At 68.8% G+C, this 13,624-nt stretch carries 9 protein-coding genes and 1 pseudogene; 2 read left to right on the forward strand and 8 right to left on the reverse strand.

What is annotated here, in order from left to right; all coding sequences use genetic code 11:
- Window positions 1-215: 215 nt before the first annotated feature.
- The 7 genes and pseudogenes from RNB18_RS06240 to ssd all read right to left on the reverse strand — a co-directional run bounded on the left by RNB18_RS06240 (window position 216) and on the right by ssd (window position 9,889).
- Window positions 216-1,199: a PIN domain-containing protein gene (locus RNB18_RS06240; protein WP_311713146.1), complete on the reverse strand. Its 984-nt coding sequence runs from the start codon at window positions 1,197-1,199 to the stop codon at window positions 216-218.
- Between the two features lie 180 nt (window positions 1,200-1,379).
- Window positions 1,380-1,781: a hypothetical protein gene (locus RNB18_RS06245; protein ID WP_311713147.1), complete on the reverse strand. Its 402-nt coding sequence runs from the start codon at window positions 1,779-1,781 to the stop codon at window positions 1,380-1,382.
- Window positions 1,781-4,297 carry a hypothetical protein gene (locus tag RNB18_RS06250; protein ID WP_311713148.1) on the reverse strand — a complete coding sequence of 839 codons (2,517 nt, stop codon included), beginning with the start codon at window positions 4,295-4,297 and terminating at the stop codon, window positions 1,781-1,783. The genes RNB18_RS06245 and RNB18_RS06250 overlap by 1 nt, the downstream gene beginning before the upstream one ends.
- Complete coding sequence (locus RNB18_RS06255; RefSeq protein ID WP_311713149.1) at window positions 4,294-6,273, reverse strand: hypothetical protein; 1,980 nt, start codon at window positions 6,271-6,273, stop codon at window positions 4,294-4,296. Before RNB18_RS06255 ends, RNB18_RS06250 begins: the two co-directional genes overlap by 4 nt.
- Window positions 6,273-7,733: a recombinase XerD gene (locus RNB18_RS06260; RefSeq protein WP_311713150.1), complete on the reverse strand. Its 1,461-nt coding sequence runs from the start codon at window positions 7,731-7,733 to the stop codon at window positions 6,273-6,275. Before RNB18_RS06260 ends, RNB18_RS06255 begins: the two co-directional genes overlap by 1 nt.
- A 93-nt stretch (window positions 7,734-7,826) precedes the next feature.
- A pseudogene (locus RNB18_RS06265) lies at window positions 7,827-8,549 on the reverse strand (CpaF family protein); the annotation flags it as partial.
- Between the two features lie 227 nt (window positions 8,550-8,776).
- On the reverse strand, window positions 8,777-9,889 hold the full coding sequence (gene ssd / locus RNB18_RS06270) for a septum site-determining protein Ssd (protein ID WP_311713151.1): 1,113 nt from the start codon (window positions 9,887-9,889) through the stop codon (window positions 8,777-8,779).
- A gap of 611 nt (window positions 9,890-10,500) precedes the next feature.
- Here ssd and RNB18_RS06275 point away from each other — a divergent pair.
- Window positions 10,501-11,334, forward strand: coding sequence for an HAD family hydrolase (locus RNB18_RS06275; RefSeq protein ID WP_311713152.1), 834 nt, complete (start codon window positions 10,501-10,503; stop codon window positions 11,332-11,334).
- A gap of 336 nt (window positions 11,335-11,670) precedes the next feature.
- Here the strand turns inward: RNB18_RS06275 and RNB18_RS06280 are convergent, their stop codons facing one another.
- A complete protein-coding gene (locus RNB18_RS06280) occupies window positions 11,671-12,495 on the reverse strand; it encodes a Fic family protein (RefSeq protein WP_311713153.1) in 825 nt (274 codons plus the stop codon).
- 101 nt (window positions 12,496-12,596) lie between these two features.
- Here RNB18_RS06280 and RNB18_RS06285 point away from each other — a divergent pair, with 101 nt between their 5' ends.
- Window positions 12,597-13,583: an ATP-binding protein gene (locus RNB18_RS06285; RefSeq protein WP_311713154.1), complete on the forward strand. Its 987-nt coding sequence runs from the start codon at window positions 12,597-12,599 to the stop codon at window positions 13,581-13,583.
- Window positions 13,584-13,624: the final 41 nt, after the last annotated feature.

Consider the following 13,624-nt stretch of genomic DNA (forward strand, 5'->3'; position numbering starts at 1 on the left):
ACCATCCTGGCGAGTCACCAGGCGCGCCGGAAGTCCGATAAATGAACCTCGAAGCTGAATGGCTGCCACCGCCGATCGCTATGCCGTCGACCCTCGCGCCCGCTCCAGCCCCGCCTCACCCTGCGCTACATGTCCGTTCGCCGTAGCTATACGAGAACAGGGCCGGAGAGGTGCAACTGGCGTGGCTGGGGCCGTTCTAGGCTCGCCGTTATTGTTCAGCGTCGGGACGTCCTGACCACGTGAGCCGAGAATGAGATGTCAGTGAAACTGCCTGAGGCGTCCTGTGTGACGAGGGCTTCGCCGTCGACCCGGACGGTGTAACCAAGCGGCCGGGTTTCCGCAGGATCCGGAGCTGGCTCCCCAACGATCACCTGGAACGTCCACTCGCCACTCACGCTGGTCAGAGTCGTGCCTTCTCCTTGACATCGCTGGCCTCTGGAGCGTTCTAGCCGCGGCGGTGTCATCGTCTCTGTGCCCAATTGCCCCAGCAGAATCGGGCCGCCAACGAGGGCGACGGCCGCGACGACAGCCTCTTGAAACTCAGGGCTGTCGGTGATCGCGGAAACGTCGGTCCATTGGGTCTGGAAGCCGAGTGTGTCCATGACGGCAATCACTGTGCGCCGAAGTAGCACGTCGGCGCCCTCCGGCACGTCCTGAAGAAGCGAGGGTGCAAGCCGGTCATCGGCTCCGCAGAACGCCCCGTCCTCGGAGAGGAGGATCGTCGGCAACACCTTCCCGTCTGGGGCCGCCTCTGGACTGCGGGATGCCCGAAGTGTCGTGAGCCAGATAGAGGCGTCACGGCCTTCCACTCCCTTGAGGCATGGAGGTGCGTGGTCCGCTTCACGAAGGAGCGCTTCGAGGGCGTCCTCGGGGATCGTTTCTAAGACGCGAAACGCCTGGTGAAGGGCCTCCTTGAAGCGTTCCACCTCTTCGTCGACGAAGCCTGTGGTGAGCTTGTCGAAAGGGCCGCCTGCGAGCTTCTTCGCAGGCGGCGCGATCTTGTTGAAGTCCCTTTGGGCCTTCGTAAGCTGGGCAATGGCAGCCGTGAGCTCGTCGTGCCGCTGGCGGGCGACTTCGCGGATGACGACATCTGTCGTGGACAGCGTGTGCCCTGACCGCTGTGCTGCAGCTTCAAGCAGCCTCAAGGCCGGCTTTCCCGGGAGCACATTTCGCAGCTGATTTGCGTCGAGCACGATCACCCCTCGGAGAGTAGTGACGTCCCCCTGCCATTGGTATGGATCCCCAGAAGCGGCCGTTGAAGTTCGCCTAGCTGGTGGAACAGCTGGTCGCCGTTGCAACGGCGACCAAGGGGACGTTGTCGGCGAACATCACGCGTACGAATGTGCGTGCTCAGCCGACTGTTCGACCCGGCTGCCACATCAGCCGTCCTGGGCCGGAACGACGGCCAGCCGCTGGCGGCTGCCGAGCTTCTTCTTCAGCGCGAGGTTCTCCGCGTAGAGGTTCGCGGTGACCGTGGCCAGGGCGTCGAACTTGCCCTGGGTCTCGGTGACCTGGCTCTTCACTTCCCGCAGTTGCTTGCGGAGGTTGGCGATCGTCTCGTCTCGCTGGACTTCGCCGGGAGTGCGGAGGACCGGGCGGGCGACCTTGGCGTCCCACTCGGCCAGGATCTCCTCGGCCCGGTGGACGGTCGCGTGGCTGACCTTCGCCTCGCGGGCGAGGTTCTCCTTGGTCAGGGCCCCGTCGGTGTGCAGGGGCTCGCCGGCCAGCAGCCGAGCCATGGCCTCCCGCAGTTTCGTCTCGGTGGCGGCAGACACTGGCATCAGAGATCGCCTCCGTTCTCCTTGAAGGTCCGGGTGATCAGCCGGACGTCCGTCAGTCGCAGTTCCAGGGACTCCCGGCGAGGAGGCGCCAGGCGCTTCTGTCCGAGGGTGGTGACCAGGTCCTTCTCCTCGGCGAGCCAGATCGGCGCGTGAGCGCGGGTGATGGTCGAGTTGCGGCACTTGGCTGGCTGGCAGGCCCCCAACAGCGGCCCCTGCCCGCGCTGGGCTTCAGGGAGTCCTTCCTGGCATTCGGCCTGCGGGGCGTCGAACAGGCAGTGGTTGAGAGTGCCCCAGTGCAGTTCGGGAAACTCCGAGTGCAGCAGGGTGGCCATCATGGTCTCGTCCGCGAGCTGGGCTCGAAGCTGCGGGTCGGCCTCGATCGTGGTGAGGACCCGATCCAGCCCAGCGTGCAGGCGAGCCGCCCCGGGACCGACCGCGATCGTCTCGCCTCGGTGCCGGTCCTTGAGCAGGCTCACCAGCTTGCGGGCGGCCGCGAACTCCAGTTCCCGGTCGAACTCCGTGGCCCAGCTGGCGTCCATCTGCCCATAGGCCGGAGTGGACCGGTTGGAGACGGCCCGGCGGGCAGCGTGCTTGAGCTGGAGCCCGAGCGCAATCTCCGCGTCCGGTTCACGGCCGGCGATCAGCGACATGGTCTTGCGGAACATGTGTGGCCTAACGTGCGCGGGTGAAATCACCTGCAGGCCCAGATCCCCGCAGGTGCTGTTGATCCGCTCGATGAAGTAGTCAAGATCAGAGGCCGCGTTGATGCCACGGCGCCCGTGCCGTCGCTTGCCCTCGGCCGCGGTCTTGGGTGGGGTGATCGAGGCGAAGATGTGGGTGGGATGCCAGGACAGGCGTTCGGCGACCGCGATGGCCAGGGCGACCGGTTCGATGATCCACCAGTGCTGGTGGGAGCGGGCCGGGTCGTTCTTGACCTTCCGGGACGTCACTGCGGGCGAGCCGAAGAAGGTGGCGATCGCGTCGCGTTCGATCTCCTGGATCTCGCTGTCGCGCATCGCGGACATGGCGACGATGAACACGTAGCAGGCCGCGCGGACCATCCGCAGTTCGGCGTCCAGTTCCTCCAGCGTGATGCCAGTCCGCCAAGGGCCCATGGTTCCGTTGGCCCGGGTGACCTCGGCGAACCCGGGGCAGGGGTGGCGGCGGGCCCGGTAGCCGCTGCCGTCGATGATCTCGACCTGGCCGCGGGCGACGGCCTCCTCGATCCACTCCCGGCGCCGCTGGCTGGCCTTCGAGGACCGGCCGTTCAGGTCGCTCCTGTCGTCCTCGCCGAGCACCTCGCGCCGCAGGGTCTCGAAGACCACCGTTCCCGCAGGTGCGTTGCGGTCGGCTTTGCCGCGGACGGGGACGAGGTTGTTCGGGTCGGCCAGCCACTGCCGCAGCTTCTGGTCGATCTCTTCGGGCCGCCGGAAGACGGACCCGGGCTTGTATGCCTGTCGGCCGACCGTATCGGTGCTGGCGACGGCGACCGTGCCGTTCGCGATGGCAGTTAGCACCTTCTCCCGGCGACGCCCGCTGTAGCGGTCGTGCGCGCGTTTGCCGGTTCCGAACATGTGCAGGTTCGTGCCCCCGGTGATGCTCAGGCTCAGCGACGACCAATTGGGCTCGCCCTTGCGGAGCGGGGCCGACCCCTGACGATCCCGAGCATGGACTGGGACGACGCTGTCGGGCCGGGCCAGCCATTCCTCGATCAGCTCGTCGATCTCCTCACCAGTGCGGAAGTTCACCTTGCTCTTCTGCTCGGGCTGCGGCGGCCCATCCTCGGCCAGGCGGTCTCGCAGGTCCAGCAGGTCCGGGGCGAAGAGGTGGATGTAGGTCCAAGCGGCCCTCAGCAATGGCCACCAGGTCGCCGGCGGGATCGACGGGGTGGCCAGACCGTCCCCTCGTTCCTCGGCGTTCTCCGCGGTCTCGTTGGCGATGTGGGTGGCCGCTTTGCCGTTCCAGGGGTCGTCGAAGGGAGTGATGCCGGTCAGGACGGCGGCGACCTTGCGCATCCGGCGGATGGCGTGGATGCAGTGCCGCAGCCCCGCTGCGGTGGCGTCGGCCGACTGGTGGTCGAGGAAGTCCTGCCAGTCCTGCGGATCCCACCTGCCGAGGTCATCGGGCAGGTTCTGTTCCTTGCCCCAGATGATGACGTCGACGATGTTCCAGATCGTTTGCCGCAGCGTGCTGATCTCCGTAGGTTCTGCGGGCAGGAACACCGACCGGTCGCGAAGGGCCTTGTGGGTGGGGTTGAGCTGGGCGAAGACCATCTCCCGCAGCCGCAGATTGGTCAGGTCTATGCCTGTGTCCTCCAAGGGGAACATCATCGTGTGCTCGGTCACCGGCCGGTTGCTGGGGCGCCGGATGCAGGCGGCTGGCCAGATCCTGCGTTCCCCGAACAGCGGGACGCGGCGGCCTTCGATCAGTTCGTGGCTGGTGCCGAAGACCGGCTCGTCGTCGGCGAAGTACTCCGAGGCCGCGCTAGCGGCGGCGGTCAGGGCGGGGGTGGTCATCGGTCAAACTCCGATCGCAGTCCCAGCGGCAGATCCAGGGTCAGGGCCTGGTCCGCGATCTCCTGGCGGGCGGCGGGGATCCTGTCGGCGCACTCGGTCAGCACCTCGGTCAGGGCCGCATGCTGGCGTCCCCAGACGGCCTGCCACCTGGGCGGATCCAGCACGGCCCGCATCCGCTCGACGTGGTCGGCGAACAGCACCACCCGCGGCAACTGACTGGTGAAGATCACCGCGTTGGGGCAGACGAAGCACATCGCCGGAGCGACATGGCAGAGGTTGCCTGCCTGAGTGAACTGCGAGTCGTATGGGTTGCGGCAGTTGGTGATGCCCATGTCGAGCTCGCCCGCGACCATCGCCTTGGCCGTCTCCGTGCTCAGGCCCAGGCCCTCGGCGATCTCCGGCTCCTGAAGGCGGGCCTCGGCCTCCGCATCGACGAGCACCGGCTTGGCCGAGGTTCGATGGAAGACCCACTGCTGAGCCCGGTTGATCGAACGGCCCGCCAGGATGTGGGCGGTGGTGCCGTGCGCGTAATGAGTGCGGAAGACCTCGACGTGGTGGTCATCGCCCGCCAGGTCCGTCACCGTGCCGCCCAGCGCGACCGCCCGGACGGTCTTGGCGGTCTTGCGCAGGCGCCGGACCTCGTGCGGCTGGGAGATCACCAGATTCGGCTTGCCCGCCTCGTCGCGGTGGGCGGCGATCCAGCTGGTGAAGCGGCGGCCGTTGCGCTGGAACGTGGCCGGTCCAGCAGCCAGGGCGCCGGCTTCCCGGTTGATCTGTGCCGAAACGAACAGCCGCGGCCCGACCTCGAACGCCTCCCGGAGACGCGCCGTCGCCGCCATCAGCCGCCTGAGCAGGCCCGCGACTCCCCAGGCCCCGTCCCCGGTGTAGGTGTGCTCGCTGACCACGACGCTGTCGTCCTCGGCCTCCTGCGGCGCTTCCTCATCGGCGGCGGGGTGGAAGTCGGCCCTCACCCGCCAGGCCCGCATCTTGCGCTGGACCACCCTCACCCCGACGGGCGTGAACTCGATCTCGTCCAGCATCAAGTCGTGCACCTCCTCCGGGGTGGCGTCGGGCATCTCCAGCAGAAGCAGGACGCGGAAGGGCATCACGTCCAGCTCGTTCGGGAAGAGCAGCCTGCCGATCGCATTGACCAGGCCGGAGCGGCCCGAGGAGTTGCGGCCGCGGTCCGGCGGCAGCAGCGCGATCAGATGCTCGGGCCACCACTTCGTGTGCTTGGGCAGGTTGTCGAACAGCTCATCCACGGTCAGCACCCCATGGCGAGACGCCCAGACCAGATCCGCGATGTTGTGCCAGTCGCCGCCGTCGCGAGGATCTCGCCCCTCCTCCAGCAGGTCAGCCCCGCGCTTGAGCCGGGCCTCCAGGGCCCTGATGTCGCCCCGGGCCGCATCCCGCAGGGCGAGCCGTTCAGCGTTGGAGAACTCGTCCAGCGGCTTGTTGCGGCCGCGCTTGAACACCGGTGGCGCCTCCGCCCGCAGCCGGAGTTTCTCCAGCACCGGCAGCCCCGCGCTCGCGCGCCGATTGATCAGCAACAGCAGCAGCCGGACCCTGGAGTAGGGGGTCGACTTCTCCCTCCCGAACTCCTGGATCATGGAGGACTCCCAGTCATGGATGAGGTCCACCAGATCGACGCGGTCCGAGTCCAGCCGGGGCAGCTTCGGATCGATGCCCTGCCCGGGCAGGCGCTCGTCGACGAACTCGCAGAACCGGCGGACCGCCGCGGCGTGCGCCTCGCCGCCACTGAGCAGACCGGCGGCCCGCGTGTGGATGAGCCACTCATCCGCGAGCTGGGCGGCCAGCGTGCTGCACTGGAACTGCGATGGGTCAACCATCACCCGGACGACCTCGCCACGCTTGTCATAGCTCAGCTCGCGCACCCCGACGTGATCCATCCGCTGCGGGACCGGCGCCGCCGACTCCACCCGCTGCCGCGGCTTGCGCTGTCCTCGCCGTGCCATCAGGCCGCCTCCCCGCCCGTGAGCATCGACGCGTAGTCGGCGTAGGTCTTGTCCTGGTCGTTCCACTGGGCGATAGCCTTGGTGACCAGGGCATTCGAGTTCCGGATATAGGTCAAGTAGCGCATCGTCGAGCGTGGTTGGCGATGTCCCAACAGCCGCTGCAGGATCAGCAGCGGATTCCGCGAGAGGTGATCAGCCAGGTAGGCCGCGTTGCCCCCGGCCTTCACCCGCGCGATCTCGTCCTCCAACACGGCCTGGGTGAGCATCTGCAGCATGTAGATCGCGAATGTGTGCCGCAGGTCGTGAATGCGAAGCCGGGCGGGCATCTCCAGCTTCAGGCCGAGGTCGGCGCATGTCCGCAGCGTGCGGGCGTGCGCGTCACCGAAGACCTGTTCCCACCGCTGCTTGGACAGCATCCGCCCACCGCGGCCGACGAACAGGCCCATCGCCTCCAGGCCCTTCTCGCCCTCGATGACGGTGATCCGGCGGAGCTCGGCGGGCATCGCCTCGACCCGGAACGTGCGGCGTCTGCCGTGCAGTTGGCCTCGCAGCTTCATCTGCTTCAGGTCCACGTCGTCGACGACGAACAGCTCCGCCCGGTGCTTCCACAGAGTTCTGGCCGACGCCGCCACCACCGCGGCCCGCTCGGTGCGACGGTAAAAGTCCAGCTCACGCAGGGTTGCATCCTGGATCGTCGACACCCTGGGCAGCCCGTACTTCGCGATCGCCTGGAGCTTCACGTCGGTGGGCGAGGCATCCCGCCGCGGCCGGCCCACCTCTATGTCCAGCAGGCAGGAGAACTCCCGAAGCCGCATGCCCGTCGTCACCGACAACTCCGCCGCCCCGCTGTTCCTCAACGGCGCCAGGCCGCGAAACGAGCGGTCCAGGCCGCCATCCGGCAGCAGCCCGCGCAGGCCCACCTGCTTGAGGAAACGCCACTGCTCGTAGGCCAGATGACGCACGTCTAGCTCGGTCGTCGCACCCCAGGCCAGCACGTCCTTGCCGTTGCGGCGCCGGTAGTACGGCCGCTTGTCCAGCAGCTTCGCGTCGTCGACGGCCCAGTCGTAGAAGTTGTTGAGCATGGCCCGGCGCCGCTGCCAGGTGCCCGGCGACACCGGCTCGTCCTGGTACTGGGTCCGGTCGTCGCGGTAGGCGACCAGGTCCTCCTCGGTCACCGACAGCAAATCCGTCGGAAACTCCAGGTCATCTAGGAAGTCGACCACGTCTAGGGCGTCATACGTATAGTCGGCCAGCGACTTCGCCTTCAGGGTCTTGGCCATCTCGAAGAAGAACGAACACAGCGGCTCCATCGGCCGCATGTCCGGCCCGAGGAAGAACGGGGTGCCCTCCTTCAAAGCACCCCGACGCCGTACGTACGCCTCAAGATCCAGATCGACACCCGGCAACAAGTCCTTGCCGTACCGCCGCACCTTGTCGTGAGACACAAAGAAGTAGTCCACACCGCTCCCAAGAGACAACAACTGCCCCTTGAATCTAACGGCATCTCCTGGCAGCCCAGTTCACCCATGAGACATGCACAAAGCCTTGTCCTAACCTGCGCCCTCCTGGTTGGCGGGTCTCGTCTCCAGCCGTACGACGTGCGGATGGTCCGGCCTGAGTTCCGCCGAATCCTCCGCGAGCACGATCCGCTCGCCCGGCCCGACGAGCCCCAGCAGCGCGCTCAGCAGCGTCGTCTTTCCGGTGCCGGTCCCGCCGCTGATGAGGAAGGACAGCCGCGCGTCGAGCAGCGCCCGCAGCACCCGGTCTCCGCCCGGCGGCACCGTGCCGGCCGCGACCAGCTCGTCCAGCGTGAACGCACGAGGGCGTACGACCCGCAGCGACAGACAGGCACAGCCGACGGCGACCGGAGGAAGCACCGCGTGCAGCCGGGTCCCGTCCGGCAGCCGCGCGTCCACCCAGGGCCGCGCGTCGTCGAGGCGCCGCCCCGCCACCGCGGCGAGCCGCTGCGCGAGTCGTCGTACGGCGGCCGCGTCCGGGAAGGAGACAGCGGTCAGTTCGAGTCCGCCGCCCCGGTCCACCCAGACCCGGTCCGGCGCCGACACCAGGACATCCGTCACCGACGGGTCGGCGAGCAACGGCTCCAAGGGGCCGCTGCCGACCAGCTCGGACCGCAACCGTTCGGCGGCCCCCAGCACTTCGGCGTCCCCGAGCACCCGTCCCTGCTCCCGCAGCGCCTGCGCCACACGGGCGGGCGTCGGTTCGGCCCCGCTCTCGGCCAGCCACTGCCGTACGCCGTCCAGCAGCCCGGGAGCCATGTCCGCGCCGGCCGTCGAGGAAGCCGTAAGACCACCCACCGGGGCGGCCCGCAGCCCGATGGCACCGACCGGCACCTCACCCGACCGCCGCCGCCGCTCCACGGAACCCGTCACCGAATCACCCGACCGCCGCCGCTCAGCGGATCCGGCTACCGGATCACCCGTCCGCCATACCTCGGCAGAACCGTCCACCGTGCCGTCCGCCCGCTCGAATCCCGAGAAGACGTTCATGCCGCTCCCGCCTCCGCCAGCGCCCGCTCCCAGAACTCCTTGCAGAAGCGCGCGAGTGGCCCTCTTACGGCCGCCCCCGGAGGTGAGTCGCTTCCTCTCGGCCGCTGGAGCGCCGACTCGACCGGCACCTCGCCCACCAGGGGCAGTCCCAGCAGGCGGGCCACCTCACGGTCGTCGAGGCCGGGTGCGTACGGGCCTCGTACCGCCACCCGCAGGTCGCGCAGGACCATGCCGACGGCGGAGGCCACGCGGCCGGCCGCGGCGACGGCGCGCAGTTCGGCGGGGACCACGAGGACCCCGAGGTCGAGCTGGGAGAGGACCTCGGCGACGCCGTCGTCGAGGCGGCGAGGCAGGTCGACGACGACGGTGCCGCCCCGGCGCCGGGCCGCGGCGAGCACCGCCCGCACGGCCTGGGGCGGGACGGCGATGCGGTCGCCGCGGTCCCAGCTCAGCACCCGCAGTGAGTGCAGCCGTGGCAGCGACTCCTCAAGGGCACCGCCGCCGACCCGCCCGCGCGAGGCGGCGAACGCGGGCCAGCGCAGCCCTTCGGCGCTCTCGCCGCCGAGGAGCACGTCGAGTCCGCCGCCCAGCGGATCGGCGTCCACGAGGAGGGTGCGCAGGCCCTCACGCGCGGAGGTGACGGCGAGGGCACACGCGAGCGTGGAGGCTCCGGCCCCGCCGCGGCCGCCGATGACACCGACGGTGAGGGCGGGCCGACCGACGCCCTCGGTGACGTCGGCGATGCGGTCGACCAGCCACTGCTCACCGTCGGGCAGCATCAGAACGTGGTCGGCGCCGATCTCGACGGCCCGCTTCCACACCCCGGAGTCGTCCTGGTCCCGGCCCACGAGCACCACTCCGCGCCGGCGTGCGGCCCCGCGCACGCGCCGTGCGGCGTCGTCGCCGACCAGGACGAGCGGGGCGGCCTCCCAGCTTCCTCTGGGCTCCGGCACTCCGTGATGCACCTCGGCCTTCGCCCCGGCCGCCGCGCACAGGCGCAGCAGGTCGTCGAGCAGGTCCTCGTCCTCCGTGACGATCAACGGCCGGCCCGGTCGCCCTCCGGCAGCGGGCTCTCCCTCGTGTGTGACGGCTGCGGTCACGGTCCCCATCCCCCTTCGCCGCGCCGCGCGGGGCCTCCACGAGGGCCCGCGCGGCGCCTCTCTCGCGCGGCCCCTTCGGCCCCGCGATTCCCAAATGTGTGAAGAACCGGCAACCGGCCTCCATATGAACGGCCGATACGAACCGGCCCAACACACCCGACTAACCAGAACCGGCCATGAAGTCGGCTGGAGCGGGACGTGTGGGAATCACGGTGCAGCGGTCCCGGAAATCGTGTGGATCTTGGTCGATAACTGTGGACAACTCAGCGGTTGTGAATATCGCCGTCACCCATACCGGTGAGCCCTTGCAGCGCCTGTGCAAAACTTCCGCAGAGCAGCGCGACGGCTACACACAGTGACAGATCATGGGCAGACGGAAGAGGCGGCCGAAGCCGCCTCGAAGTGGTCGCGGGACCGCGAACGGAAGAGGAAAAACCCACCCGGACATGCGACGACCCCCACCGGGGGGGAGAGTGGGGGTCGTCTCCACGGCCGACTCGGGGGGGGAGGAGCCGGACCGGGTTAGCACGGTCGCGAACGATCCGTGACTTCCATGGTGTACCCGAGAGCCCTCTCAGGCAAACCCACGCGCCTCACCTTACGCCGAATGGGCTGCACCTATGCTCGGGGTCGTGGAAAACCACTCCTTGCCTCGCACAGCAGCCTTCTTTGACCTGGACAAGACGGTCATTGCGAAGTCGAGCACACTCACGTTCAGCAAGTCGTTCTACCAAGGCGGGCTGATCAACCGCAGGGCCGCCTTGCGGACCGCATATGCCCAGTTCGTCTTCCTCGTCGGCGGTATGGACCACGACCAGATGGAACGCACCCGCGAGTACCTCTCCGCGCTCGTGCGCGGCTGGAACGTCCAGCACGTCAAGGAGATCGTGGCCGAAACGCTCCACGACCTGATCGACCCGATCATCTACGACGAGGCCGCCTCCCTGATCGAGGAGCACCACACCGCCGGCCGCGACGTCGTCATCGTCTCCACGTCCGGCGCCGAGGTCGTCGAGCCGATCGGCGAACTCCTGGGCGCCGACCGGGTGGTGGCGACCCGGATGGTCGTGGGCGAGGACGGCTGCTTCACCGGCGAGGTGGAGTACTACGCGTACGGCCCGACCAAGGCCGAGGCGATCAAGGAGCTGGCAGCATCCGAGGGATACGACCTGGAGCGCTGCTACGCCTACAGCGACTCGGCGACCGACCTGCCGATGCTGGAGGCCGTGGGCCACGCACACGCCGTCAATCCGGACCGGACACTGCGCCGCGAGGCTCTCGCGCGCGGGTGGCCGATTCTCGATTTCCACCGGCCGGTCCGGCTCAAGCAACGGCTGCCCGGCTTCGCCGTACCGCACCGCCCTGCGCTCGTCGCGGTCGCCGCGATAGGAGCGGCGGCAGCGACGGCAGGCCTCGTCTGGTACGCGAATCGGCGACGGGCGACAGTGGCCTGAGGCGATTCCACCTACTTGACTCCTATTTGCGGACAAAAGTAAAGAACGGCGGCCAGGGGTTCCGCTTGCTCCGGTCCAGGAGTACAAAGGGGTTAACGGCCCGCGAGACCAAGGACATCCGAGAGGATCACCTTAGAAACGCATTTGGCCCCACGGACCGAGCATGGACACCGAGCACCCACGCGACGTCGACCCGTCGATTACGGGCCAGCCGCACCAGGTGACGGGCAAAGTTCCCGACCTGATGGGCAATATCTCGAGGACGCTTGGTAACCCGGTGAACATGCCAGCGGCGGTACGAGTCCTCGTACCGCCGCAACTCTGTTCCAGGGGGTTTTACGCCGCCCCGCGCTGGAGCGCCTCGCACACCGCCGTCGACTCGCGCGCACCCAGTTCGATCGCGCTGCCGCAGTGGGCGATCCAGGCGGCCATGCCCTCGGGGGTGCCGGAGACGTATCCGTCGAGCGCCGCCAGATAGGCCGCACGGCCCAGTTCGGCGTGACCGACCTCCGCCGGGCAGACCGACTTCGGGTCGAGACCGCTGCCGACCAAAACGATCCGCGCGGCCGCGCGCGCGACCAGGCCGTTGTGGGACACGAAGGGCCTGAGGGCGAGGAGTTCTCCCTGCACGACGGCGGCCGAGACCAGGGCGGGGGCAGAGCTGCCCGCGATGATCAGCTCGGACAGGCCCTCCAGCCGTCCCGAGACCTCGGCCGCGCCCGGCAGGGGCAGCTCGATGAGCGGCTCGTCGACGGTCTCGCCGGCCTGACGGGGACGCCCGATCTCGTCCTCGTCGGTCGCCGCGGCGACCAGGTGCAGCCGGGCCAGCACCCGCAGGGGCGACTGCCGCCAGATGGACAGCAGTTGGCCGGCCTCGGCGGTCAGCCGCAGCGCCGCACCCATGATCCGCGCCTCGCCGTCGACGCCGAAGTCGGAGCGTCGGCGCACCTCTTCGAGGGCCCAGTCCGCGCCGGACAGCGCGGCCGAGCCGCGGGCGCCGCGCAGGGCCGCCTCGGAGGTGAGCTCATTGCTGCGGCGCCGCATGACACGGTGTCCGTAGACCCGGTCCACGGACTTGCGCACGGACTCCACGGACTCGGCCACACCGGGCAGCGAGCCCAGGGCCGCGAGCGGATCGGCGTTCGCGCCTGTCGTACTCATGAGTACGACCCTACGCAACCCAGCCGCGTACCCCTCGATGGAGTGGTCTTCCTCACGCACGCCTGCCACATACAGCTATCTGCTGACTACCCTTCGTGAACATGAAAATTGCTTTCGTCGGGAAGGGCGGTAGCGGCAAGACCACCCTGTCCTCCCTGTTCATCCGCCATCTCGCGGCCACCGGAGCACCGGTGATCGCCATCGACGCCGACATCAACCAGCACCTGGGGCCGGCGCTCGGCCTGGACGAGGCGGAAGCGGCCGCGCTGCCCGCCCTGGGCGAGCGGCTGCCGCTGATCAAGGAGTACTTGCGCGGCACGAACCCGCGGATCGCCTCGGCAGCGGAGATGATCAAGACCACTCCACCCGGCGAGGGTTCGCGGCTGCTGCGGGTGCGCGAGGACAACCCGGTCTACGAGGCCTGCGCACGGGCGGTGGAACTCGACGGCGACATCGTCCGTTTGATGGTCACCGGCCCCTTCACGGACGCCGACCTGGGGGTCGCCTGCTACCACTCCAAGACGGGAGCGGTGGAGCTGTGCCTGAACCACCTCGTGGACGGGCAGGGCGAGTACGTCGTGGTGGACATGACGGCGGGCTCCGACTCCTTCGCCTCCGGCATGTTCACCCGCTTCGACATCACGTTCCTCGTCGCCGAGCCGACCCGGAAGGGAGTCTCCGTCTATCGCCAGTACAAGGAATACGCCCGCGACTTCGGCGTCGTCCTGAAGGTCGTCGGCAACAAGGTGCAGGGTCGGGACGACCTCGACTTCCTCCGCGCCGAAGTCGGGGACGACCTGCTGGTGACGGTCGGGCACTCCGACTGGGTGCGTGCCCTGGAGAAGGGCCGGCCACCCCGGTTCGCACTCCTGGAAGACGTCAACCGCCGCGCCCTGCACCAGCTGCGGACGGCGGTCGACGCGACGTACGAGCTGCGTGACGGGGAGCGCTACACCCGGCAGATGGTGCACTTTCACCTGAAGAACGCCCAGTCCTGGGGCAATGAGCGCACGGGGGCCGACCTGGCCGCGCAGATCGACCCCTCATTCGTGCTCGGCGAGAGTGCGGTGGCGGCCACGACGGTCTGAAGCGGCCGCACCGCCTGAGGCGGCGGCACTGTCTGAAGTGG

Source organism: Streptomyces doebereineriae, assembly GCF_031845645.1.
Classification (GTDB): Bacteria; Actinomycetota; Actinomycetes; order Streptomycetales; family Streptomycetaceae; genus Streptomyces; species Streptomyces canus.

What these genes read in the sequence shown, in the direction of transcription:
- RNB18_RS06250 (WP_311713148.1), bottom strand. Translation starts at nt 4,297, where the DNA reads ATGACCACCCCCGCCCTGACCGCCGCCGCTAGCGCGGCCTCGGAGTAC.
- RNB18_RS06255 (WP_311713149.1), bottom strand. Translation starts at nt 6,273, where the DNA reads ATGGCACGGCGAGGACAGCGCAAGCCGCGGCAGCGGGTGGAGTCGGCG.
- RNB18_RS06285 (WP_311713154.1), top strand. Translation starts at nt 12,597, where the DNA reads ATGAAAATTGCTTTCGTCGGGAAGGGCGGTAGCGGCAAGACCACCCTG.
- RNB18_RS06280 (WP_311713153.1), bottom strand. Translation starts at nt 12,495, where the DNA reads ATGAGTACGACAGGCGCGAACGCCGATCCGCTCGCGGCCCTGGGCTCG.
- ssd (WP_311713151.1), bottom strand. Translation starts at nt 9,889, where the DNA reads ATGGGGACCGTGACCGCAGCCGTCACACACGAGGGAGAGCCCGCTGCC.
- RNB18_RS06275 (WP_311713152.1), top strand. Translation starts at nt 10,501, where the DNA reads ATGCTCGGGGTCGTGGAAAACCACTCCTTGCCTCGCACAGCAGCCTTC.
- RNB18_RS06245 (WP_311713147.1), bottom strand. Translation starts at nt 1,781, where the DNA reads ATGCCAGTGTCTGCCGCCACCGAGACGAAACTGCGGGAGGCCATGGCT.